Here is a 24,721-nt window from a genome sequence, read left to right as displayed (position 1 = left end):
GATAGTATCTTTCAAGTCATCTTTTTAGGAGAAGGTAAAGTTGCTGTTGCTAGTTCAGGTTTGGCAGTAAGTGAGGTAGATCCAGTCACTGTTAAGGTTATGGCAGAAATTGCGATTGATATTAGCAATCAAACTTCTAAGCCTTTAAGTGATTTCAATGCTGATGATTATAATGCTGTAATATCAAGTCCAGCCAATTAGTTATGATTCTTGAATCTATGCAGAAACCCAAAAACCCTTCCCCTCTGCCCCCTTGCCCCTCTGCTGCCTTAATGATAAGTCTTTAACCGGACATGATATAATTTCATTATGTGGTTGTGGTGTTAATTTACCCCAAGAGTGGGTATTAAGAGATGTGTTTGAAGATTGGCAACTTGATGCCCCGCAGAGAAATCAATTGAAACTTTTCGCCATGTTCGAGATGAAGTTAAGGAACGAGTTGTAAAGTTAATTAGTCTCTCAATTAACAATTGCTACAACTATAAATCAGGTCAGCGATCGCTCGCAGTAACTTAGCTGGCTCTACTGGTTTGGTGATATGCTGCCCAAATCCGGCGGCAATTGCCTATTGATAATCAACCTCACCAGCATAAGCTGTAAGGGCGATCGCAGGAATGTTTCCTCTAAGTTCTGGTGACATAGCTCTAATTTATAGATGTACTGATTGTTTTTGTTGCGAATAGTGCCGCGAGATACAAAGCGTCTTTGCTACAGTACCATGTTTAAAAACATTGGTTCCTCCTGTCTTTTGAAGATCCGCTATTAATAAAACTTTTGCCTAATCCTAATCTTTAACCGTTTTGATTAATCAACACTCCGAAAACTTATTAAACAGTCAACAGGAAAATGCACCAGGTGAAGGCTATATATTTAACTGGTTTGATTGGTTTTGTCTTTGGTATCCTCCAGGGTGGCTAATTTTATTCAATCGCCATTGGCAGCACTATCACATAGATCCAGATGGTTGGAATTGGCTAGAATATGGATTATTTTTAATTCCTGGTGGATTTTATCTAGCGTTGCTGAGTCGCTGGTTGCGTCTGGGTCTTCGTTCACCTCAAAAAAAAGTTGGTGAATTCGATTCCAAATATCAACAAGCTTTTCGCAAAGAACTTCTGGGCCCTATAGTGAAATACTATTTTCAGGGAGAGTTGCAACAAGTTGAAAACTTGCCACCAACAGGGCCATTGATTGTGGCAATGAATCATACCGGGATGTGTTTTCCTTGGGACTTTTTAACCTTGGGTTATTTATTAAGTGAAGCCAAAGGATGGGTTGTACAACCCATAGCAAATCCAGTATTATTTGAGCATCCTTGGGTGATTTGGTGGCTACCATCTCAATGGTCGCAGGTTTTAGGTGGTGTGCAAGCCAAATTAGATGATTTTGAAGGGGCGCTTGCTCAAGGTAAAATTCTTTTATATGCACCCGAAGGTATTCGCGGGCCTTTGAAAGGTTGGAGAAGACGCTATCAACTAGAAAAGTTTGATGTGAGTTTTGTTCAGTTGAGCGATCGCTATCATATTCCCATTCTGCCAGTAGTTTGCATCGGGAGTGAATTTTTGCATCCTTGGGCTGTTAATTTTACTAAATTGCAACGACTAGTCAAACTACCATTCCTACCTTTGTCACCTTTAATATTTGCCTTACTTCTGTTTCCCTCAATGGGAGTTTGGGCAATGAGAACTCGTTTGCGTTACTTTATTAGCCCTTTGCAACCAGCAGGATTAGATAACCACTTAAAGAAAGGGCGTGCAGCCGCCTATCAACAGGCGCAACAATTACGAGAAAAACTGCAACTTCAAACTAATCAATTTTTGGGTAAATCTTAATAGTACAAGCTGAAATTGGTTGATTATAACAAATTCACGATGTGGTTCAATTAAATAAAAGCTATTGTAAGTTTGTAGTGCATTTATGGAACCTGGGACGCTGATGGTTGTTGTGAGTGCGATCGCTACTATACTGTCGACTAAGCTACTAGAGAAAATCGGCGAAAAGATTGGTGATGCTGTATGGGCGCTAGGTGGCAAGTTAATAGAAAAGCTTCGCTAGAAGCATCAAGCACCATCTCTCAACAGTGCTGTAGAAGTAAATGAAGCGCAACGATTAGATTATGATCAAGCAGTGCTAGAACTTTAAGCAGCAGAACACCGTACTTTAGATTTTTCTTATCCTTATTTAGGCTCTACGACAGATGTGGTTCAAATAAATAAAACTTACTGTAAATTAATCTTTGCAGAAATTATTTGAGAATTTTTTAAAAAAGAATGGAAATCAAACAAATTTGTGTGATTGGGGCTGGAATTAGTGGTCTTGTAACAGCTAAAACTTTTCTCGAAGAAGGCTACGACGTTACTGTATTCGAGAAACAAAAAGGACTTGGTGGTGTTTGGGAAAAATCTCGAACTTACCCAGGATTAACAACCCAGAATACAGGTGACACATATAGTTTTTCTGACTGTCCCATGCCTGCATCATACCCAGACTGGCCAACAGCAGAGGATATGCAGAATTATCTAAATTCATACGCCCAGAATTTTGGGGTTCTTGAAAGGATTCGCTTTCAAACGGAAGTTACTAAGGTTTACCGAAAAACTGGAGAACGACCAGGATGGGTAGTTACCATCAGAGTGAAGGAAGGTAATGGGGATGGGACAAAAGAGGAAAAACACGAATTTGACTTTGTGCTAGTGTGCAATGGAGTATTTAGTTTCCCTAATTTACCTTCTTTGCCTGGTAGGGAGGAGTTCGCAGCATCTGGAGGACGAGTACTCCATTCTACTGAGTTTAACGATGCTTCAATCATTGAGGGTAAGCGGGTAATAGTAGTAGGTTTTGGCAAGTCTGCCTGCGACATTGCGACTTTGGCGGCGAACATAGCCAAAGCATCCACCCTTGTCTTCCGTCAACCTCTATGGAAGATTCCGAGATTTTTCTTGGGTTTAGTAAATCTGAAGTATGTTTTATTAACGCGATTTTCAGAAGCTTGGTTTCCCTATCGTCAGATGGGACGGATTGAAAGAGTGCTGCACACTCTGGGTAAGCCACTAGTGTGGGCTTTCTGGCGCACTAACGAGATAGTGCTGCGCCTCCAATTTGGGCTTGATAGTTGCGGTATGTTGCCCGAACAACCGATGAATCAGGCTAACTGTCAAATTTCTATAGCTCCCCCAGATTTCTTCAAGTACGTACACTCTGGTAAAATACAGGCAATTAAAACCAGCATTGCCAAGTTTATCCCTAATGGCGTGGAATTAATCAATGGTCAGCAGTTACAGGCAGATATAGTAATTTTTGGTACAGGATTTCGCCAACAGCTTCCCTTTCTAGAAGCAGAATATCGCCGACAATTGGTCGATGAAGATGGCAATTTTAAACTTTACCGTTATCTGATTCACCCTAATATTCCACAAATGGGTTTTGTTGGCTATAACACTAGTTTGTACAGTCAGTTAACATCAGAAGTTGGTGCTTGGTGGTTAGCAGAGTATGTCAAAGGCAACTTGTTATTGCCTTCAACCTCAGCAATGTATCAAGAAATAGCAGCAGATATCGATTGGATAAAAACTCAATACAATAGCGTTGTAGCAAAGGCGACATGCATTGCCGCGTTTTCCTTGCGCTATACCGAGCAACTGATGGAAGATATGGGTGCGAATAATCAACTTCGTGTCTGGAAGGGGATTTCACAAATTATGATGCCTGTGGATTTATCCCTCTACAACAAACTTCGACAGGAATTAAAGTCGCAAAGACTGAGAAATATCAATAATTCTCCTAAACAATTAACTAAATCTTTGTGAGTCGAAACAGCCGCTAAACTGACTCTACTGAAGAAGCACCGAAACGATAACCTTTGCCGTAGACTGTGTGAATCAGCGTAGTTTCTTTACCCACCTCAATCTTACGCCGCAGCAAACGAATTAATGCCGCAATTACATTACTACTGGGTTGTTCTGACTCTTGCCACAAATTTTGCATAATCTGGGCATGAGTTAGAAGTTGTCCAGTGTGTTCCATAAAGTATTGCAACAACTGGCTTTCTTTTTGCGATAACTCAATTATTTGTCCTTGGCGATAGGCTACTTGATTTTCACTATCAAGTTCTAAATCAGCAACGGTTAAACGTCCAGTAGTGGTTTCATAGGTTTGGGAACCGGAACGACGCAATAAAGCCCGGACTCTTGCTAATAATTCCCGCAATTCAAAAGGTTTAACTAAATAGTCATCAGCACCAGCATCTAAACCTTGTACGCGGTCATCAAGAGTATCTTTAGCTGTAAGAAACAATACGGGAGTGGTTTTGCTTTGGCGTCGCAATTCCTGACAAATCTCTAACCCCGTTTTTCCTGGCAGCATCCAATCTAAAATAAGTAAGTCATAACTGCCTGCTTGTGCAAGTTCGTTGCCAGATGTCCCATCATAAACGGCATCTACAGCGTAACCCTCACGAGTTAGTAAGCGGCTCAAGGGTTGAGTTAGTTCAACTTCATCATCAACTAATAAAATTCTCATGCTGCTTGTGGTAAGCATATAGAGATATTCTCAATATTATTCAACTGCCAAGACGCTAAGGATACCAATAAAAAAAATGCTGACTGTTGCATTGCCAAAAGGGGAACTACTTAAAAATAGCATCCGCTTGCTACAAGCTGTCGGATTAGATTTTAGTGCTTTTTTAGATTCAGGAACTCGCCAACTTCAAATTCTTGATACTAAGGGAGTTGCGAAAGCTTTACTGGTACGGGCGCAAGATGTTCCTGTTTATGTGGAATATGGTCAAGCACAACTGGGGGTTGTTGGTTACGATGTGTTACGGGAGAAGCAGCCGCAAGTTGCCCACTTGGTAGATTTGCAGTTTGGTCATTGTCGAATGTCAGTAGCGGTAAAAGCATCTAGTTCTTACCAATCGCCTTTAGATTTACCACCGCATGGTAGAGTTGCTTCAAAATATGTGAATTGTGCTCGTGAATATTTCCATAGTCTGGATTTACCTGTGGAAATAGTGCCGTTGTATGGTTCAGTGGAATTAGGCCCAATTACTGGAATGTCAGAAGCGATCGTAGATTTGGTTTCTACAGGGCGAACTTTGCACGAAAATGGTTTGATTGAAATTGCTAGTCTGTATCAAAGCACGGCGCGGTTGATTGCCCATCCTCTGAGTTACCGCCTGAATACGGGTAATCTGAGTGATGTGATTGGCAAGCTGCGGGAGACTGTTTTGGTAGGGGTTTAATATCATGTAATTCGTAATAACGCTTCTTTAGATGCTCGTTCCTAGCTAACGCTGTACTATTTGTTCGTACAGCATCTTGTAGTCAAGTGACTTGCAGATAAAAAATACTCAACTGTTATACCAATTCGATTAATGATTGCAACATATCCTTGGGTAAAGACGTGATAAATCGCGTCTCTACAAATGGTCTATTTGTCGTATTCTTTTTTAAAATTGGTATAATTTTTGGCTAAAAAATAGGTTTTAAAAGCCCTTATCTTTTGTTGCATATGACTTGTATAAACTCACTGCATACAAAGATTAAATTTTTTATTTAACCTTTCAGCAAATTGAATCAAAGTTATATTTATATTATTTTTGCAGACAAAGTAATATTTTTTGCTTGTTAAAATTTGATGCGATCGCAAAAAAAATTAACCAGTATTATTTTGAAAAAAATTATTGATAATAAAAAGCAATTTCAAATTATTCTTGACATGTAATCTGATGATATTCAATCAAAAAAAGGTAGGTGAAAATATGTTTCAGGCTACTCGCCGCCGTCTTGCAATTTGGTACACTGCCGTCACTGCTATATTGTTGCTACTGTTTGCCAGTGGCGTTTATTTATACGTTCGTACTACACTGATTGAGCGGATTGATGACACCCTTAACCATGTAGTGGAAATAGTGGAGCGTTGCCTCACAACCAGTGGTTGTGCATCTACACTCATATTTGAGCCAATTAATACTGATGCAGATAAATTTCGCATTAATGTAGAAGCCAGTTTTGGTGACAATACCGACACTGTAGAAGATGACCACATTGACTTAGAATGGTTTAGTCCAACTGGTAAATTACTTTGGTCAACGCTATCTGAACCCCTAAATATTCCTATTCGTGTCAATCGCACTGGTGAAACTGTGCGCGTAGTCAAGGGAGAGAGTGAAAATTCAAAATTAAAAATTCCTAATTCCCCACTCTTATTACGACAAGTCACCCAACGCGTAGAAGTGAGACGACAAGTATTAGGATATCTGCGTGTTAGTCATCCCTGGTTTGAAGTTACTAAACCTAGTCGCCAGTTAATTTTTGATTTGGCATTAGGTATTGGGTTAATGGTGCTTTCCGTAGGCGCAAGTGGTTGGTTTCTTTCGGGTAAAGCGATGGAACCAGTGGGTGAATCTTATCAACGTCTTAAACAATTTACTGCTGATGCTTCCCACGAACTTAGAAGTCCGATCACTTTGATTCAAACTAATGTGCAAGTTACGCTTGCTGACTTGGATTTAGCAGAGACAGAAACGACTACTTCTTTGCAATATCGACAACAGTTAAAGGTGGTGGAACGGTTAACCCAGCGCTTGGGTAAGTTAGTCGATGACTTACTCTTTTTAGCACGACAGGATAGTGGTATTAGCAAAGATACTTTTTCACCTTGTCCGTTGGATGCTTTGCTAATAGAGGTGGTTGAAGAACAACAATTGTTAGTCCCTGAGAAAGAAATCACCCTTTCTCTAGACTTAGTTGACCCTCCTATTTCTGAAACTAGCCCTGAATTACTGGAAAATTGGTTTACTCTTGTAGGTAATTGGGATCAATTGGTGCGGTTGTTCACAAATTTAATTGCTAACGCTTTGCATTACACTCCAGCACATGGACGAGTGAAAGTGGAATTGGCGCGGATAGAAGGAATAAATCGTGTTTCTGGACTACGTAACACCAGTGCCCAGTTGCAAGTTAAGGTGAGTGATACCGGAATTGGAATTCCAGCCGAAGCGCTACCACGCTTATTTGACCGCTTTTATCGAGTAGATCCAGCGCGTACTCATAGGACGGGGAATACGGCGACAGCCAGCGCTACTGGTTCAGGATTGGGATTAGCGATCGCTCAAGCTATTGTCGAACATCATCACGGTCATATTCAAGTTGAAAGTAGCCAAGGCGTTGGGACTATTTTTACTATCACTTTACCAATAATTCTTGAGTCTTAATTCGCTAATAAACTTTTATTTCTTGTGATAGATGTCAGATTTTAGTCCATTCTAGCAGACTTTAATTCTTAGCGAGAAAATTAATTTTTTAGCAGTATATTGAATTTGACTACTACACAAATGTGCTTAGTGATAATGATTAAGACTTTAAATCTTGAGAATGAAATATTTTCATTTTTTTAGATGATTTCCGTATCCTTAGCTAGATGCGATAAATTGAGTCATTTGTTAGATATTTAGATATACTCAACGACCGATAAAACCTAATTTAATTTCCGGTTGGAGAAATTTTTGTAATAAAAAAAAGTTAAAGTTTTGTTAGGAGTTAAGAACAAATATGAAGTTTCAAAATTTCCGCAAGTCTAGCAAGTTATTTGGCGCTCTTTGTGGAGGATTGCTGATTAGTCTGCCAGCAATTCCTCAAGCTTTCGCACAAGAATCTACTCCCAATGTTAAAGAGCCAGGAGCTACTTCTTCAACACTAAACCCACGTCCCAGTATTTTTAGCGAACCACCCTACAACCGCTCTCAAGCTCCCGTATCACCAGAATCAGGTGTCACACCATCACAACCAGTTCCTCCGGCTGAAGGGCAAGTGTCTCCCGTACCACCACAACCAGTTCCTCCGGCTGAAGGGCAAGTGTCTCCCGTACCACCGCAACCAGGTGCTAGACCAGTACCCCCAGTTCCTGGTGATCGAACTCAACAGCCTTCACCACCTGCGGTTTCTACTGACCAACAACCACTGGTAGAACCACGGCAAACCCCCAATGCAACGATCGCAATTACTAATGGTACGGTTAATGTCAAGTTAGTTAATAATACTGCGGCTAATATAACTTTCCAAGTGATTGGCGATACGGCACCGCGATCGCTACAAGGTAAGTCAGATGTAACACTGCAAGCTTTAAAAGTACCAGTAACAGTAACATTTGAACGAGAAGATGGCGGACAGTTGATAGTGACTCCACAACAAGCTGCTTCAGAGCCAGGAAATTTGGAAGTTACATTTAAGGAAGCCACCAATGCAACACAGGGTAGAAGTACAATGAGAATTGAACGAAATGGTTCGGTGTTCTTGAATTAATTAATTTAGAATTAGGGCGAAGGTCATTCACGGCTACATAAATAAGAGCTACACCGACCTAGACTAGAGAAAATCAAGTTTTTATAACCCACGTAGGTCGATTTTGCCTGTGTAGATGTGGTTTCCAACCGCCCTTTTAACTACTTTCGCTGAAGCATTTTAGTTAACTGATTCAGCAATTGCACTTCTTGCTTGCTGTCTTGCAATGTCCGCGCCAGTATAATTGCCCTTTCGTAAAAATTGCGGGCAGTTAAATAATTACCTTGTTGCTTATATAACTGAGCATAAGATTCAAAAGATTTTAACTCTTCGCGTAAATTTTGTAATTCTTTAGCGAGTGCTAAACGCTGCTCTAGTAAGTCAAAGGCGCGTTCGTAACGTCCGACAGCAGTGTGAGCCGTAACTAAACCGTCAATTGCCCGTAATTGATTAGTGCGATCGCGGTTGGTTTTAGCTGTCTGCATTGCTTCACCATAAGTAGCAATGGTATCTCGATAATCTCCAGATGCTAAATAAGCATCTCCTAAATTATTCAAGGTATTTGCTTCACCGATGGCATCGCCAGTCTGACGGCGGAAAATTAAAGCATTTTCGTACAGTTTAATCGCCTTGTTATAATCTCCCGACGTGGCACTTACCAAACCCAAATTATTCAAAGACAGTCCTTCACCTTCAATATTTTTGACACCGTGAGCAATTGCGAGTGCATCTTCAATTGTTTTAGCAGCAGCAGCAGATTCGCCTTGTTGCAGCAGATATGTACCGATATTATTCAGCACAAAAATCTGGGATTGGAAGTCTTTAGTATCACGAGCGATGGCTAATCCTCTTCTGAAAGCATCTTCCGCCTCTTTTGAACTACCAAGCTGCACATAAGCCTTAGCAAGCAAATTGTACGTCAGACCTTGTGCTTTCAGCTCGCCAATGGAATGATATAGTTCTAATGCCCGCAAACAAGACGCGATTGTTTTGTCAGCATGTCTTGAAGCGTATATCTTGTTCAGCAATACGCAGCAAACCGTCTGCTTCATCTCTTGATTGTCGCCCAACGGAATTATTTAAAGGGCGGTGGAGTTGTTCGGTAATATCAACCGCACCCGCTACCGGACTCAGCAAAAAAGCTAACAGTAAAAAGCTGTGTAAAAGTACCTGGGGACAAGAAATCGCACCTACACAAATTAAGCCTACCTTTTGCCAAGGAGATACAAGCCGTAGTTTCATAAAAATTACCCGTAAAGTTGCGGGTTTAAGTAGAAGGTCTAAGAAGAAGTTTTAGTTTTTAATTTGAAGACAATCAATATACGCATTTGTACTTAAATTTTTGATTGAGCTAAATCTTCTCCAAAGTATATGTTGCGGATATCTGTGGGCAATTTGTCCTCTAGCATACGATAGCCTTCTTGGAGAAAATTGGCTACTTCGTTAGGAGCGATCGCTTCTCCTTCAGCTTGTAGATAAGCAGCGATTCTAGTTTCGCTCCAGTGGAAAGTTTGAGCCATCAACACAATTAATCGTAAAACTGGTGGTAGTTGGTCTAACGCTTGTTCTACATAGCACCATAGCGGCGGTGAAGTCGCTTGCAGAGAATAATGAATTGCTTCTGTGGGTGGTAGTTTAATCTCATTTATACAAAAAGCTGTCATATTAATTAACCAATTTTGCATGGTCAAGGCTTCCTCACCTGATTCAGAGTCAGTTAACTTTAGTCCACCGAGTTCGTAATAAATATGTCGCCAGGTAAGGGCAAACAGATAATCTGCCTGGACAGGCGATCGCGCCGAATGCCGAATTAAGGTGTAGACTATGGGGCTATAGCGACAAAAAATCACCGTAAAGTACTTTCCAGCATCTGGATAGCGCTGAAACAGAGTCAGTAATTCATGGTCACTGTGATGGAACAGCGACTTCACCAGCGGGTGATTAGCTTCGGGAAAATGAGGAATTTGCACAAGTCTTGGAGTTGATAGTTGTTAAAATAGTTTTGGGAATTGCATTCCCCTAGTTAATCGCATAATATCTTGGTGTTGCTCAGTTTGTAGATGAAACTCAGACTACTTGAGTATTGATAAACTAAAAACAAGGACTTAATTTTAGTCTTAATTGACAATCATAAAATCAACTCTCTTAAAGAATCCTTATTTGTTCATGGTTATAGAAATTAGTGTGGTATCGTTTCTGCTCAGCCCCCTTACTTTAGGCTCCTTTCTGCCTTCCCTGCCCTTAGATAGCCTGTTCTCCACCCAAGGCATTATGGTGATGCTGCTAGCAGCTTACGCTGGTGCTATGTGGATGTTTCTCACCAGTGCTCCAAAAGTACACACTGTAATGGTGTCAGATTTGGAGATTGCCCGACAATTGTATGAAGGGCTGCTAGATTTGCCAGCAGCTGAGGTGCCATTGCACTACTACTACAACTACGAACAAACGATAGGCGCAACTGGCATCGATCCGTTATATATGTCTACCGGGCCGAGCTTGTCTAGTAAAGTGATGAATAATGCTAACGATGGGTTGTGGTATCAATTGAAGAAAAACACCCAGCTACACGTCATTACTGGTGCGAGCTTAGGTAGCAAAAATCAGCAACGGCACGTTTGTTTTGACCATGACTGTTTGGAAATGATTTTAATGCGAGTCGAAATGCGCGGTTTGAAATTGAAAATTCGTAACCACAAACCCTTGAACTTTTTAGTTAAGGACTATGAAGGGCGAGTCATTGAGGTGGCTGAGGTAGCGAATTAGTTCTGAGATTTTAGATTATTTGAGGTTGGGTTTGGCGTAGCTTGCTACCGTAGGCATCGTTAAACCTAATATTTCTTTTTAGATTTTGGATTATTAATTTAACGTGAGTTCGATGAACTTTAAACTCTGAAACCGTTAGCCAGCCTATTATCTGGAAAATAGCTGTGACTAAAAATGCTTGGGCTTATTGAGAATAAAATCAGTAACTCTGGAATCTGTCAATTATTGACTTTATTCTCAACTAATGGATAAGAGTTTCTTTCAGCCTTAGCTGAAATAATCTTTTATTTACAAGGCTTGTAGCCCCTAAAATCCGTCGAACTCACGTTAATTTAGTATTTAGCTAATTTGTTAGATTCGTTAGATGTGTCTTTATTGATATCTATAAACAAGTTGATTATAAGTAATATAAGTTACGAATATCTACCAACTTATTCAGCAATATCTCAGCTAAATCTAACAATTCAATTTCATCAATTTCATCACTGGTTCCGCGAGTACTATCTGCTGGTAGTGAAAATGAAAAGCGAGACAGAGAACTAAAACTTAAGCTCTACTCATCACGAGGTGTCAGAGAATATTGGATTGTAGATTGGCGCAAGCAACAAGTGGAAATATATAGACGCGAACAAGCAAGTTTAAAGTTAGTTGCTACGTTATTCAATGCTGATGAATTGAGTTCACCAATATTACCTAATTTTACTTGTGCAATCGCACAACTATTTAATTAATAAAAATTACGAATTACGAATTAGTTAATTGTGCTGTAAAAATTCCACTTTGGGCAATAACGGGTCAGTCACAATACCAACACCGCTAAAACCCCAGCGTTTGAGCAAATTTCCCAACTGTGTACGCGCAATAGATTCCACAGCAAAGCGATTTGCCACTTCTGCTGCATGGGCATTGAGATAACTAAGAGCGTCAAAGTTTTCCTGAAACAGTAATAAATAACCCGATGTTTCAGCATCAGGACGAGCTATAAGATAATTCCCGTCAGTTTTTGAACGCACCAAATAATAGACTTCAGACAGCATGGAGATGAGATTTGTTGGGGAGGAAAAAGCCCTTAAAATAAAAAACATAGAGGAATATCGTACAGCTTTAATTTCCGAATATCCCTCATTGCTTTAATATCGATAACAATGTAAAATGTTTATTTATCCAAATTTGCCACTAACGTAATCTCTAGTATCTTTCTGTTGAGGATTGTTGAAAATTACTTCTGTTGCATCATACTCTACCATATAGCCATTACGAGTTCCTGTTTCGGAAGTCCGAACATTAAAAAAGGCTGTCTTATCAGAAACACGTGCTGCTTGCTGCATGTTATGGGTGACAATGACAATAGTATATTGCTCTTTAAGTTCGTGGATCAGTTCTTCAACACGCAAGGTAGAAATGGGGTCAAGAGCGGAGCAAGGTTCATCCATCAGTATAATTTCAGGTTGTACTGCGATCGCGCGAGCAATACATAACCGTTGTTGTTGTCCACCAGATAAAGACAAACCACTTTGCTGTAGTTTATCCTTGACTTCATCCCACAAAGCCGCTTTTCTGAGACTGTTTTCTACCAATTCATCCAAATTACCTTTATAGCCGTTGATTTTGGCTCCAAAAGTAATATTGTCATAAATTGATTTAGGAAATGGGTTAGGTCTTTGAAATACCATCCCAATCCTCCGACGCACTTCTACAGGGTCGATGTCGGCTGCATATAAATTTTTATCGTAAAAAAGTATTTTACCTTCTGCCCGAAATGACTCAATCAGGTCATTGAGACGGTTATAGCATCGCAACAACGTACTTTTACCACAACCAGAAGGGCCGATAAAAGCAGTCACCTGATTTTTCGGTATATCTAGCCAAATATTTTGTAAGGCTAAAAACTTGCCATAGTAAATGTTGAGATTTTCAGTGCGTAAAACGGTTTCAGTGTCATTCGCTGTCCTGGTATTGGTAGCCATAAATTAAATCTAGTGTTAGTTTAAGCGATGGGGATTTGCACTGTGTATGGTTGTTTACTAAGCTTTTTTGCGAGTTGCCCAGCGAGCGATGATACTTGTGATTAAAACCATCAATACCAAAATTAAAGATGCTGCCCAAGCTAGAGATTGCCAATTTTTAAACGGAGAAATGGCATATTTGTAAACTAAAACAGCCAAGGAAGCTGTTGGTTGGAATAAACCATCTGGCCAAAAGTTAGAAAATAGAGCAGTAAATAGCAAAGGTGCGGTTTCTCCAGATGCTCTGGCGATCGCTAGCGTTGCCCCAGTTACAATAGCTGGTAAAGCTGCTGGTAAGACTACTTGACTCACCGTTTGAAAGTTAGTCGCTCCCAACCCTACAGATGCTTGTCGCAAATCTTGCGATACTAACTGCAAGGCTTCATCAGTAGTTCGCAGAATAATTGGCAACATTAAAATTGCTAACGCAAACCCTCCAGCTAGAGCTGAATACGATCCTAAGTTCAACTTTACCATTGTTAAAACTACAATCCCATAAGCAAATACCCCAGCAATAATAGAGGGGACTCCACTAAGGACGTTAGCTGCAAAACGTACCCATCTAGCTACTTTCGCCGAACTAAATTCTGTAATGTAAATCGCCCCTAAAACTCCAAAGGGGATACTAATCAAGGCAGCAATTCCTACCATCAGCAGCGTGCCTAAAATGGCATTACCAAAGCCTCCTCCCTTTTGCAGAGCTTTGGGTGGCAATTCCACAAACACGGCCAGATTCAGACTGCTAAAGCCTTTAATAATCACGTAAGAAAGCACTGCTAGCAAAGGTAAAAGTGCTAATACTCCGCAGATAAATGCGACTACAGTCATTACTGTATTAAACAGTGTCCTTTGAGACGTGGGGGAGCGAGTTAAACTGCGCTCTGGAAAATTAGAAGTCATAATTTAACCCAAAACTAAGCTATATTCGCTTGACTCTCAGAACGATCAACTCTGCCAGAATATTGACTACCAGTGTCAAAAAAAATAGAATTAAAGCCGCGTACATTAAAGCCGCAACTTGCAAACCACTCGCTTCTGAAAATTGATTTGCCAGTAGAGAAGAAATTGTATTGGCTGGTGCTAATAGAGAAAGACTAATGTTGTTGGAGTTTCCTATTAACATTGTTACAGCCATTGTTTCTCCCATTGCCCGCCCAAGTGCGAGCATCACAGCACTCACTATGCCTGAAAAGGCTGCTGGGATAAGAACTTGTAAAATCGTTTCCCAGCGGGTTGCTCCCAACCCTATAGAAGCTTGGCGCAAACTTGGGGGTACAGAAATCAAGGCATCGCGGGATAAGGCTGTGATGATGGGCAAAGTCATAATTGCTAAGATGACTCCTGCCGGCAACATTCCAGGCCCTGTAGGAGAAGTGCTAAAAAATGGCAGCCAGCCAAAATAACCATTGAGCCATTTTCCTAAGCTGGTTAAGATTGGCACTAAAACGAAAATACCCCAAACTCCGTAGACAACGCTGGGAATAGCTGCGAGCAGTTCTACTGCGAAAACCAGTACTAGTTTCACTTTAGCGGGCAAAAAATCCTCGCTTAGTACAATAGCAGTACCAATCCCAATTGGTACTGCTATCAGCAGACCAATAAAAGAACTTAAGAGAGTTCCGTAGATTTGAGGTAAAACTCCGTAGCTATCATTAACTGGGTTCCAAGTGGTATTGACTAAAAAGCCAGCACCAAACTTTTGGATGGCAGGCCAAGAGTTAATTGCAACCTGCGACCCAATCCATAATAAAGTTCCAGCAACCCCAAAAGCGAAAATTTTAGTCAGCCAAATAAAACCCAAATCTAAGGATTTTTCGGCGTCAGAGCGATTTTTCATCGCTGATGACAGATTTTGAGAATTTGTAGTCATGAATACCGACTTTCAGGATTAAATCAGAGAAGAATATGGGAGGCAACCAGATTAGTAAAATTGCCGCCTCATCATCTGTTTCAATTGATATAATGGTAACTCAATGTTCAAAGTTACTACTTAATAAGCGTGTTTGATTGCTTACTTGCTAGCGCTACTACCACTGGCGACAGAAATTTTATATTCTGGGCTGATTTGGTCAGCAGCAGCAGCCACCTTTGTGATCACATTTGGCGGTAAAGGAACATATCCTAATGCACTAGCCTGCTTCTGTCCATCAGTTAAAGCGTATTCGATCGCAGCTTCAATCGCCTTGGCTTTTGCCGCATTAGGATATTTCTTGTAAGCCAAAATCCAGGTGTAAGTGACGATGGGATAGGAATCAGCCCCGTCGGGATCGGAAATGAAGGAGCGGAGATTTGCGGGAAGAGGTACTGATTCAAGAGTTTTAGAAGCTGACTCCTCACTAGCTACAACAAACTTACCGCCTTTATTTTCCAAAGCAGCAAACTTGAGACTATTTTGTTTGGCATAGCCATACTCGACATAACCAATAGAACCTTGAGTTTGTTGGATTTGGGCAGTAACACCCTCGTTACCTTTAGCACCTACTCCCTTAGGCCAGTTGACAGTTTTACCTTCACCAACTTTACTCTTCCACTCAGGGCTGATAGCGCTGAGGTGTTTTGTGAATACGCCCGTAGTTCCGCTACCATCGGAACGATAAACAACTGTGATTGATTCTTTTGGAAGCTTTGCACTTGGGTTAGCCTTGGCAATTTGGGCATCATCCCAAGACGTGATTTTGCCTAGTAGAATATCGGCGTAAATGGCTCGTGGGAGCTTGAGTTCTGGAACATCAGGCAAGTTGTAAGCCAACACGATGCTACCAGCAGTCACAGGCAGTAAAATAACACCTCTATCTGCTGGTACTTTCTGGATTTCTTCATCCTTCATTGCGACATCGCTGGCACCAAAGTCTACAGTGCCTTTGATAAATTGTTCAACTCCAGAACCGCTACCAACTGATGCATAGTCAACTTGCAGATTAGGATATTTTTTGTTTAAATCTGTGAACCAGGTATCGTACAGTGGTGCCGGAAAAGACGCACCAGCCCCGCTTAACTTTACGGTTCCGCCAAGGTCTAATTTAGCTGGGCTAGAGGCAGTAGTATCTGTAGCAGTACCAGAAGGCGTATCTTTGGTGGCTGTACTATCTGGTGTTTGCTGTCCGCCACAAGCTGCTAGGCTGATTGTCAGTGCTAACACTGAAATTGAACCTGTGAGGCGATGAGTTTTTATTGCACTAAGACGTGAGAGCATCGCTATCAATTTTTTAGTAACTTTTCAGGTGAGCGTTTCTAAGATACTCCCAAAGAACAATAATAGAGATTAACGAAAGGTTAACAAAGCAATAAAGATGCTTGTTTTTTTGATGAAGAGCAAACCCTTGTTTCTAGATTTGATTGATAAATTTTATACTCTTACTTTAGGTCTAAGATAGAAATATGATTACATTAAGTTTGTTGTACTCATTTACAAAACTTTATTTTTAGTGTAATTTCGTTGGTCAAGTTATAAAAAAAATAGATTAATATTAATTAAGATTAAGCATTAAATACTTTGTAGCCAAATTTAGGCACTGCTTTGCAAAATTAGTATAAATACTAATATAAATAATGAATGTCAATTTTATCATGTTTTAGGTTAAACACCAGAATTCACAGCAAACCTCAGCTAAGAAAATCAGATAATAGACGCCTTAGTTGCAATTCATAGAACTGAACAATTACATAGCAAAAAGGCAAAAGAAAATATGCTAGTTCTTAAGATATAAGCACAAATTTCATTTCAATATTAATGAATATACTAGTTGCTGTTGGTTTTCCCTTTTGCTTTTCCTTGGTTGCCTAATAAATGTTTGCTGCTTCCAATCAATTACTATGGTCTATGATTGGCTTACTCCTGACAATGGGTGGTACCTTCTTAGAAGTTTATGGCATCACCTTACCTTGGACTTGGAGTCAACACGGAATTCAGACTTTTCCTTTAGGTGTCACTTTTCAAATTGGCGCAGTATTGTTGGTGGGTTGTTTAGGGGGCAAAAATGCGGGTGCGCTTTCGCAAATTGCCTATTTAGTTGTGGGATTAACCTTATTACCAGTATTTGCCGATGGCGGCGGTATTGGTTATGTCAAGCTATCTTGGTTTGGCTATTTACTAGGCTTTATTCCTGGAGCTTGGATTTGTGGCTTAGTTGCCTTTAAAGCCAGACCTCGACTAGAAACTCTTGCCTTTAGTTGCGTCTGTGGCTTGTTAACTCTCCACATCTGCGGTATCACTTATTTGATTATTAGCTACCTTTTTCAGTGGAAAGGCACAGAAAATCTATCCTTGATGCAGGCAATCCTTAGATACTCTTGGTTTGCACTACCAGGTCAACTAACTGTGGTCTGTGCAGTTACTGTAATAGCATATATATTGCGTCACTTAATGTTTTATTAGTTCATTGTTATTTGTTCTTTGTCCTCTCTTACAAAGTTGAGGCAGTCTGTTGGCGGGGTTCCCCCGCTTAAAAGAACTGCCGTCTGATGCCTACGGCAGGCTGCGCCAACGCCAAAAGCCGGCGCTCAACGCCACTTGCTTTCCGACGCAGGGCGACAGGAACGCAATGGCTGAACTTTGCGCTTTGTCAAAAGCTCATGACCAATGACCAATGACCAATGACCAATGACCAATGACCAATGACCAATGACCAATGACCAATGACCAATGACTAATTTGCCATGCGTTTAAAAAATCGTCTTTTCTGGCTCGCTGCCTTCATCGCTTTTTTCTTAGACCAAATAACAAAGTATTGGGTAGTACAAAGCTTTAGCTTGGGGCAGACACTACCACTCTTACCTGGGATATTTCACTTCACCTATGTTACTAACACTGGGGCGGCTTTTAGTCTGTTAAGTGGGAAAGTAGAGTGGTTGCGCTGGCTATCTTTAGGAGTGAGTTTAGTCTTGATAGCGTTGGCGTTAATCGGCCCAACATTAAATTTGTGGGATCAGTTAGGCTATGGCTTAATTTTAGGTGGAGCTATGGGCAACGGTATTGATCGTTTTGTTTTAGGCTACGTCGTTGATTTTCTTGATTTTCGCCTGATAAACTTTGCTGTATTTAATGTGGCAGACTCATTTATTAGTATCGGTATTGTTTGCCTGTTAATTGCTTCCTTGCAAAAAACACCGACTTCAACTGGCAGATTCCATTGAACTATTAAGCCTGGGATGATTAATCCCAGGCTATTGAATTAGTGAAACCCCTGCTTAGTCTTATATGCGAAGACTTTACATATAAGGTTTTATCAATTTTTATTTGTGATCTGACACCAGTTTACATAACTGGTGCAAGAGTTTAAGAAAGATGCACTAACGATCGCTGATGGCAAACCATTATTTAGATTATGCCCCAGCTTTTAATTTAATTACCTGTGGTAGGAGTTTTTGGCGAACTAGAGCCAGGAGTACTGGGAGAGCTACCGGGTTCGATACTGCTGCCAGGAGTGCCAGGAGTGCCAGGTTGGTCTGGTGGGGTTGCGCTTCCTGGGTCGGTAGTGCTGCCAGGAGTGTTAGGTTGTTCGGGTGTGGTTGAGCTTCCTGATGGTGGAGTTAAGTTGCTAGGTGCGCCTTCAGGAGTGGTTGAGCTTCCTGGTGGAGTTAAGTTGCTAGGTGCGCCTTCAGGAGTGGTTGAGCTTCCTGATGGTGGAGTTAACTTGCTAGGTGTATCAGGTGCCGCTGGAGTTGTGCTTCCTGGCGCTGGAGTGGTTTCAGGAGTGCCAGATTCTGGAGGCGTGGTTCCTGGTGTAGTGGTTCCTGGTGTAGTTGTACTATCAGGAGTGGTGGTGCTATCTGGCGTTGTTGTTTCTGCTGGTGCTGTAGTGCTACCAGGAGCGCTAGGTGCAGGAGCGCTAGGGGTGGCTGCTGTACCGCCGGAACAGCGGGAGTTGAGCGGAAAATGCTCGCACAGAATTTTCATACCTTCTGGCGACATCTTGATTTCCGTTGGTGTGCTTGTGGAGTCGCTACTAGACTGGGCTATGGGGGATTTACTGGATTGGGCTACAGCAATATTAGTGGTAAATGCCAAAGATAAAGCTGTACCAATTAGGGTCAGAGATTTTCCCATCATTACTGTAATTAACCTCAACGGAACACTCGCCCTATTAAAGCAGATAATTAAGATTTAGAAAATCTTCCTAAATGAAGATATTTAGGTTCGTTTCAAAATATATGAATATGTAAAATTGGTAAAATTTAAATCAGTTATTTACTGACAACTAGTGTTTAAAAAGACAAGCGGGAAAATTACACTTGTAGTTATTGAACGATTAGTACAGCTTAGGTAAGCCTTTGAAAATACAGAAAAAATCTTTCCTTATAGAAATAAGTGATTAAAATCACAAATTTATTCTAGTTATAATATAAATTTAAGTATAAATTAAATCAAAAAGTCACGCAGAGCTAATTTCTGCTTTGGCTTATGAGTAAAATGATGAAAGACTAACATCTAAAATTAATTGTGATTCGCCCGATTCTTCATTAAAAACTGTGATGTGAATAGCCGATGAGTTCTCCCCAACCCCCTCACAAGCCACAAACGTTACTAGGTCAACTGACTCAAGCAGTACATACGATTCAAGCTAGGGTCGATTTTTCTAAATTGGCGCTCAAGCCTAATGCCAAAGTACCAGAACTTTGGGTGCAGGATGCGGGGGCGGATAAAGCAGAGGTATATCCACTGTTGGGCGATCGCTATATTCTCGGTCGTAGCTCCAAATCCAGCGATATCGTCATCCGTAACCCTGTTGTCAGCCAAATTCACCTGTCACTATCGCGGAATTCTACTCAGCGCACACCAGTTTTCACGATCAAAGACGAAAACTCCACCAATGGTATTTATCGGGGCAAGCGTCGTGTTAGCTCCCTAGAACTGCGTCACGGCGATATTCTGACTCTGGGTCCTCCAGAACTCGCCGCTTCTGTGCGGTTGCAATATGTCGATCCACCAGCATGGTATGTCAAAGCTGCAAGTTGGACAGCTTATGGAGTTGGTGGTGTCAGTGCCCTGTTAACATTAGTGATTGGCGTCGAATGGCTGAAATTTTCAGTCAGACCTCTACCGACAGCGACACGCGCCCCAGTAGTTGTTTACGCCCGTGATGGAGCCACTCCCTTGAGAGAACCTCGGACAATCTCTCATGTTGACATGAAGCGATTAGAGGAATTTGGCCCTTATTTGCCTGCTGCGGTAGTGGCTTCAGAAGATAGTCGTTATTACTGGCACTTTGGGGTTGATCCTCTAGGGATTTTACGAGCTGTGTTGATTAATAGCCGCACCGGAGATGTGCAACAAGGAGCCAGCACTGTAACCCAGCAAGTTGCCCGCAGTTTGTTCCGCGAGTATGTAGGTAGACAAGATACCCTTGGCCGCAAATTGCGGGAGGCAGTTGTCGCCCTAAAGCTCGAAACATTTTACAGCAAAGATGATATTTTGCTGATGTACTTAAATCGGGTTTTTTTGGGAGGGGATACCTCTGGCTTTGAGGATGCAGCCCGATATTACTTTGAGAAGCCGGCTAAAGAATTAACTTTGGCAGAAGCAGCAACATTGGTAGGAATTTTGCCAGCTCCCAACGCTTTCGATTTTTGTGGGGATGGGCCAAATAAGCTAGAAGCGGCTGAATACCGAAATCGCGTAATTAAGCGGTTGCTGGAGATGGGCAAAATTAAACCAGAGGATGCAAACCGAGCTAGACGCTCCACTGTCCAAATCAGTCCTAAAGTCTGCGAACAGCAAGCTAAAACGATCGCACCTTATTTTTACAGTTACGTCTTCTCTGAACTCGAATCAATTTTGGGGGAGGGAGCTGCAAGAGAGGGAAACTATATCATTGAAACCAAGCTCGATCTAGGCATACAGAGACAAGCAGAAGCAGCGTTAAGTAATTCGGTCAACAACTCTGGTAGAACTTTTAATTTTTCTCAAGGGGCATTAGTCACTCTTGATTCTAGTACAGGCAGTATCCTCGCAATGGTAGGTGGGACTGATTATAAAAAAAGTCAGTTCAATCGTGCTGTTCAAGCCAATAGACAACCAGGTTCCACCTTCAAAATCTTTACTTACACTGCCGCCATTCAACAGGGAATTTCCCCATCAAAAAGTTATTCCTGCGCCCCTTTAACTTGGCAAGGCTTTACTTATAAACCCTGTCGTGCTGGTGCTGACACGAGCTTCGATATTGCCACCGGGCTGGCACTTTCAGAAAATCCTATCGCCTTGCGAGTTGCTAAAGAAGTCGGGCTGGATAAAGTAGTAGCAATGGCGCAGCGTTTGGGGATAAAATCAAACCTCGATCCGGTTCCTGGCTTAGTACTGGGTCAAAGCGTAGTCAATGTTTTGGAAATGACTGGTGCTTTTGGCGCTATTGGCAATCGCGGTGTATTGAATCCTCCTCATGCCATTAACCGAATTTTAGACAGTGGTGATTGTCGCGATCGCAATGATATCAAAACTTGTCGTGTAATCTACTCCTTCGACCAAGATCCAGGTGCAAACAAACGAGTGTTGACAAATGATGTCGCTGATGAAATGACTGGTTTGATGCGCGGTGTAATTGCAAGAGGTACTGGTCGTAGTGCTGCCATTGGACTAGGGGAAGCTGGAAAAACTGGTACGACTGATAAAAATGTTGACTTGTGGTTTATTGGTTTTATCCCCAGTCAGCGACTTGTAACTGGCGTTTGGCTGGGAAACGACAATAATTCCCCCACATCTGGCAGCAGTGCTCAAGCAGCTCAATTATGGGGAAATTATATGCGGAGAATTACACGGTAATTGAGCATAGAGCATAGGGCATGGGGCATGGGGCATTGGGCATGGAGAATTAGGAACTATTGATCAATATGATGATCAATGGACTTTTGTGAGAAGACCTGATTTTGAGGACTTAGAAGTTTATCAACTTTCTGAAAAGCTAGCTAATGAAATTTGGCGTATTGCTAAAGGATGGGACAATTTTACTAAAGATACACTGGGCAAACAAATTGTTCGCTCTGCTGATAGTATTTGTGCAAACATCGCAGAAGGTAGAGGTAGGTATAACGACCAAGACAATCGACGTTTTGTCAAGATTGCGAGAGGGTCTTTGTATGAAACTATCAGCTGGTTAAGGTTAGCCTACGCCAGACAGTTATTGACAAATGAACAGGTAAGTAGATTTAAACCAATTCTTGATGAACTATTACCCAAGCTCAATGCTTATCTAAAATCCATAGGAAATAGGGAATAGCAACTTAATTCTCTTGCCCCATGCCCCATGCCCAATGCCCTATGCCCCATACCCAATTACTGATATCCCTTCCAAGGAGTGACTTCGAGCTTGCCGTTAGGCTTGAATATTACTTGGAAGTGGGCTAGAGGTTCTTTGTCATTGGGAGGAGCTACATTAGAACCATAGATAGCGTTAAACATCTTAGGAAGAGGTGTTTCTCGGAAATAATCAAAGGCGACTTGATTGAGTGGTTCATAGTCAGCAATTACACCATCTCTGTTGACTGCTACCCGATATTTCAAATCTCGTGTAAAGGTGGGAGTGCCACTCCAGGTTTGGCGAACTGTATTATAAAGCTTTTGATTTAAACCTTTAGTGATATTAGAGTCAGTAATTTTTGCACCGACTACCTCTGGTGTCTTAGCATATCCTCGCCAAGGGCTAACTTGCAGCACACCATTTGTAGTAAACACTATTCGGAATTGGGCAATTGGTTCATTGGAAATGGGAGCGCGGTTAGCAGGATTGTAAAGTAGGTTAGGCAGAGGAGTTTGCCCGACTCCTTGATTAGCCTCTTTATTCACCGCTTTATAACCAACGATCGCGCCATCCGCTGCTACACCCAAACGATAGATCAAATCCTGTTGCAATCCTGAGCGTTTAGTCCAAGCTGGATGGATTTGATTATACACTTGACGATTCAATGCACGCAGCTGGGATGGATCGGTAATTTCTGGAACTGTATTTAAAAGTGCTTCTAAATCTTTAACTGCTGGCTTTTCATTGACTGTGGATGGTGTTGGTGTTACCGCCGCGATTGGTGTTGCAGCCGCTGATGCTGGAGGATTAAGGCTCTTTGTTGTAGAGCTAGTTTGCTCATCCGGCTTAGGCTGCGGTATACGCATTTGGGGAGGTGGAATCAAGTTAAATGCGATCGCTGCTACTGCTAAACTCGATACTCCCACAGCAGCAGGAACAGCCTGCTTGATTACAGCCTGACTAGCACCGCCGTAGCGTCTAGTAACTGGTTGTAGTTCTAGGGATAATTCTGGTAAAGTCTGGCTATCAGCAAAAAACTGATCCACTGCTTCTACCAAATCAAACAACTGCACCGTATTCAAATCTATTTCAATCGGCGGACGTTTAGAGTTATTAGAGTGAGACTCGAACCCCTCTGGAGCACTTTCTGAATGTATGATTAACCTGTGGAGGTTGCCGTCAATTTTTTGAAACTCTACTAGCTCCGATTCTTGGTTGTGTGCTTGCGGATTGGGTACAGTACTCAAAAATTCTTGGGCGTAACCACTAACAGCCCTCACCAAACTTTCAAAAAATTCCCGCCCTCCCGTTAGGGGTTGATTGTAACCAGACAAATAGCATTCTGCATTTACCAATATTGATAATTCTGGGCGCATTTCCTGGAACTGTGCAGCCCTAGTGACATCACTTAACCCTTCTAAAAGAAGAGTACAATTAGGTAGACTGTACTTACGTTGAATATTCATTCCACTTCACCGTCAAAAAGACTAATCCAGAACCGCTGCATTCCAGCAGTACCAGTACAAAATAGTAATTGTCCTAACAAATTTATTGCTAGCGCATCTAATTTTGCATCAGAAGTTAATGCCAGTACACCAGAACGTCGAGCATTCATTCGGCTTTTAAAATGTGCTCTAAACCGCTCTAAGTAATTAGATAGCCGCAAATTCTGTTCTAATGGAATCTGTTTTTCTTCCATTTGTTGACATATCATTAATAACTGGCGGATGACAACAGTTAAACGCCGTGCTATGTAGCAAGCAATGACCACCAAAGCTTTTGCTTCCATAATAGTTAAGGGACGGCGTATATGCGCTCTTCGTAGCGGGTTAGAGCTACGCATCCGCCATAAATTCACTCTGTCTTTAACAATTCCTTTAAGATCCAACTCTTGAGCAAAAGCCAGGATTGCTTCCGAACCACCAAGTTCTAAAGCTTCAATTGCCAGTAAAATCAGGTCAATTTGCAGCCTCGTTCTCCGAGGACACGTTTTGGAGGCGATCGCAGGATCTGGTAAAGTGTCCAGAATCATCGGCAGTGAGTCTTGGGTTGGACTGTTGAACGGCGTTAAACTTGCTGAGACATTCATTCTATAAATACCTTGTGCGGTTCCAACAGACTAGATAAAACAAATTTAAGATCTGTAGCTAGACAAGAGCGTTAGACTTGTAGCAGTAGCATGACTACTTGAGATATACATTACTTAACTCTTTCTACTCAAAGTTTTCCCTATATTGAAATCAAAATTTTAAAACATAACTAAATTCACCTTATTTATTAGTGCAATACCTTTTCTAGCTTGGTTTAGATTCTAATTATCGTCAATGAAGGGCGAAGCTTCAGCCTTGACCCCCAGCGTATGACATTATAGTGTACGATTTTTCAGGTATCTGAAATTGGGCATTGGGCATTGGGCATTGGGCATTGAGCATTGCTTATTAAT

Annotated in this window: 22 protein-coding genes and 4 pseudogenes; 15 read left to right on the top strand and 11 right to left on the bottom strand. The window is 41.4% G+C overall.

Annotated features, from left to right (window positions below):
- Positions 1-60 precede the first annotated feature (60 nt).
- Both V7K56_RS17130 and V7K56_RS17125 read left to right on the top strand, forming a co-directional pair.
- Positions 61-201: a hypothetical protein gene (locus tag V7K56_RS17130; RefSeq protein ID WP_442940075.1), complete on the top strand. Its 141-nt coding sequence runs from the start codon at positions 61-63 to the stop codon at positions 199-201.
- Between the two features lie 100 nt (positions 202-301).
- Positions 302-516, top strand: a pseudogene (locus tag V7K56_RS17125) (hypothetical protein); the annotation flags it as partial.
- Here V7K56_RS17125 and V7K56_RS37110 read toward each other — a convergent pair.
- Positions 464-649 (bottom strand): annotated as a pseudogene (locus V7K56_RS37110) (hypothetical protein); the annotation flags it as partial. The pseudogenes V7K56_RS17125 and V7K56_RS37110 overlap by 53 nt on opposite strands.
- Before the next feature lie 151 nt (positions 650-800).
- Here V7K56_RS37110 and V7K56_RS17120 point away from each other — a divergent pair.
- The 3 genes from V7K56_RS17120 (at position 801) to V7K56_RS17110 (ending at position 3,806) form a co-directional block, all read left to right on the top strand.
- Complete coding sequence (locus V7K56_RS17120) at positions 801-1,832, top strand: 1-acyl-sn-glycerol-3-phosphate acyltransferase (protein WP_334912065.1); 1,032 nt, start codon at positions 801-803, stop codon at positions 1,830-1,832.
- A gap of 85 nt (positions 1,833-1,917) precedes the next feature.
- Positions 1,918-2,055 carry a hypothetical protein gene (locus tag V7K56_RS17115; RefSeq protein WP_334912064.1) on the top strand — a complete coding sequence of 46 codons (138 nt, stop codon included), beginning with the start codon at positions 1,918-1,920 and terminating at the stop codon, positions 2,053-2,055.
- Between the two features lie 215 nt (positions 2,056-2,270).
- Entirely contained in the window at positions 2,271-3,806 is a 1,536-nt protein-coding gene (locus tag V7K56_RS17110) for a flavin-containing monooxygenase (protein ID WP_334912063.1), read from the top strand.
- 13 nt (positions 3,807-3,819) lie between these two features.
- Here the strand turns inward: V7K56_RS17110 and rppA are convergent, their stop codons facing one another.
- Positions 3,820-4,518 carry a two-component system response regulator RppA gene (gene rppA, locus V7K56_RS17105; RefSeq protein ID WP_334912145.1) on the bottom strand — a complete coding sequence of 233 codons (699 nt, stop codon included), beginning with the start codon at positions 4,516-4,518 and terminating at the stop codon, positions 3,820-3,822.
- 76 nt (positions 4,519-4,594) lie between these two features.
- Between rppA and hisG the strand changes: the two genes are divergently transcribed.
- The 3 genes from hisG to V7K56_RS17090 all read left to right on the top strand — a co-directional run bounded on the left by hisG (position 4,595) and on the right by V7K56_RS17090 (position 8,300).
- Complete coding sequence (gene hisG, locus V7K56_RS17100; RefSeq protein ID WP_334912062.1) at positions 4,595-5,239, top strand: ATP phosphoribosyltransferase; 645 nt, start codon at positions 4,595-4,597, stop codon at positions 5,237-5,239.
- A gap of 519 nt (positions 5,240-5,758) precedes the next feature.
- On the top strand, positions 5,759-7,213 hold the full coding sequence (locus tag V7K56_RS17095; protein WP_334912061.1) for a sensor histidine kinase: 1,455 nt from the start codon (positions 5,759-5,761) through the stop codon (positions 7,211-7,213).
- A 337-nt stretch (positions 7,214-7,550) separates the two neighbouring features.
- Positions 7,551-8,300 carry a hypothetical protein gene (locus V7K56_RS17090; RefSeq protein WP_334912060.1) on the top strand — a complete coding sequence of 250 codons (750 nt, stop codon included), beginning with the start codon at positions 7,551-7,553 and terminating at the stop codon, positions 8,298-8,300.
- 140 nt (positions 8,301-8,440) lie between these two features.
- Here the strand turns inward: V7K56_RS17090 and V7K56_RS17085 are convergent.
- Positions 8,441-9,521: pseudogene (locus V7K56_RS17085) on the bottom strand (tetratricopeptide repeat protein).
- Between the two features lie 92 nt (positions 9,522-9,613).
- The gene (locus V7K56_RS17080) at positions 9,614-10,249 is read right to left on the bottom strand and encodes a sigma-70 family RNA polymerase sigma factor (RefSeq protein WP_334912059.1); all 636 of its coding nucleotides are present in this window, start codon (positions 10,247-10,249) and stop codon (positions 9,614-9,616) included.
- 196 nt (positions 10,250-10,445) lie between these two features.
- On the opposite strand from V7K56_RS17080, the gene V7K56_RS17075 reads away from it, so the two are divergent.
- Together V7K56_RS17075 and V7K56_RS17070 are read left to right on the top strand one after the other, a co-directional pair.
- Positions 10,446-11,042 (top strand): glyoxalase-like domain protein, encoded by a 597-nt coding sequence (locus V7K56_RS17075; protein WP_334912058.1) that lies wholly within the window; start codon positions 10,446-10,448, stop codon positions 11,040-11,042.
- Positions 11,043-11,527: 485 nt separating this feature from the next.
- Positions 11,528-11,773 (top strand): annotated as a pseudogene (locus V7K56_RS17070) (Uma2 family endonuclease); the annotation flags it as partial.
- Between the two features lie 24 nt (positions 11,774-11,797).
- On the opposite strand, the gene V7K56_RS17065 reads toward V7K56_RS17070, so the two are convergent.
- The 5 genes from V7K56_RS17065 to pstS form a co-directional block, all read right to left on the bottom strand.
- Positions 11,798-12,079: a hypothetical protein gene (locus V7K56_RS17065; RefSeq protein WP_334912057.1), complete on the bottom strand. Its 282-nt coding sequence runs from the start codon at positions 12,077-12,079 to the stop codon at positions 11,798-11,800.
- A gap of 123 nt (positions 12,080-12,202) precedes the next feature.
- Positions 12,203-13,009 (bottom strand): phosphate ABC transporter ATP-binding protein PstB, encoded by an 807-nt coding sequence (gene pstB, locus V7K56_RS17060; protein WP_334912056.1) that lies wholly within the window; start codon positions 13,007-13,009, stop codon positions 12,203-12,205.
- Positions 13,010-13,066: 57 nt separating this feature from the next.
- A complete protein-coding gene (gene pstA / locus V7K56_RS17055) occupies positions 13,067-13,948 on the bottom strand; it encodes a phosphate ABC transporter permease PstA (protein ID WP_104909557.1) in 882 nt (293 codons plus the stop codon).
- A gap of 19 nt (positions 13,949-13,967) precedes the next feature.
- The gene (gene pstC, locus V7K56_RS17050) at positions 13,968-14,918 is read right to left on the bottom strand and encodes a phosphate ABC transporter permease subunit PstC (RefSeq protein WP_334912055.1); all 951 of its coding nucleotides are present in this window, start codon (positions 14,916-14,918) and stop codon (positions 13,968-13,970) included.
- 141 nt (positions 14,919-15,059) lie between these two features.
- A complete protein-coding gene (gene pstS / locus V7K56_RS17045) occupies positions 15,060-16,241 on the bottom strand; it encodes a phosphate ABC transporter substrate-binding protein PstS (RefSeq protein WP_334912054.1) in 1,182 nt (393 codons plus the stop codon).
- Positions 16,242-16,835: 594 nt separating this feature from the next.
- On the opposite strand from pstS, the gene V7K56_RS17040 reads away from it, so the two are divergent.
- From V7K56_RS17040 to V7K56_RS17020, 5 genes are all read left to right on the top strand, one after another.
- Positions 16,836-17,423, top strand: a complete 588-nt coding sequence (locus V7K56_RS17040; RefSeq protein WP_334912053.1) for a biotin transporter BioY — start codon at positions 16,836-16,838, stop codon at positions 17,421-17,423.
- Between the two features lie 281 nt (positions 17,424-17,704).
- A complete protein-coding gene (gene lspA, locus V7K56_RS17035) occupies positions 17,705-18,181 on the top strand; it encodes a signal peptidase II (RefSeq protein ID WP_334912052.1) in 477 nt (158 codons plus the stop codon).
- A 218-nt stretch (positions 18,182-18,399) separates the two neighbouring features.
- On the top strand, positions 18,400-19,155 hold the full coding sequence (locus tag V7K56_RS17030) for a hypothetical protein (RefSeq protein ID WP_334912051.1): 756 nt from the start codon (positions 18,400-18,402) through the stop codon (positions 19,153-19,155).
- 377 nt (positions 19,156-19,532) lie between these two features.
- On the top strand, positions 19,533-21,803 hold the full coding sequence (locus V7K56_RS17025; protein WP_334912050.1) for a transglycosylase domain-containing protein: 2,271 nt from the start codon (positions 19,533-19,535) through the stop codon (positions 21,801-21,803).
- 88 nt (positions 21,804-21,891) lie between these two features.
- A complete protein-coding gene (locus V7K56_RS17020) occupies positions 21,892-22,257 on the top strand; it encodes a four helix bundle protein (protein ID WP_334912049.1) in 366 nt (121 codons plus the stop codon).
- Positions 22,258-22,313: 56 nt separating this feature from the next.
- Here the strand turns inward: V7K56_RS17020 and V7K56_RS17015 are convergent, their stop codons facing one another.
- On the bottom strand, positions 22,314-23,744 hold the full coding sequence (locus tag V7K56_RS17015; protein ID WP_334912048.1) for a DUF4335 domain-containing protein: 1,431 nt from the start codon (positions 23,742-23,744) through the stop codon (positions 22,314-22,316).
- On the bottom strand, positions 23,741-24,367 hold the full coding sequence (locus V7K56_RS17010; RefSeq protein WP_334912047.1) for a DUF3038 domain-containing protein: 627 nt from the start codon (positions 24,365-24,367) through the stop codon (positions 23,741-23,743). The genes V7K56_RS17015 and V7K56_RS17010 overlap by 4 nt, the downstream gene beginning before the upstream one ends.
- Between the last annotated feature and the right edge of the window lie 354 nt (positions 24,368-24,721).

This window comes from Nostoc sp., assembly GCF_036917535.1.
Lineage (GTDB): Bacteria > Cyanobacteriota > Cyanobacteriia > Cyanobacteriales > Nostocaceae > Nostoc.
The sequence above is the reverse complement of the archived record's forward strand: the minus strand, read 5'-3'. Positions and strand labels throughout refer to the sequence as shown.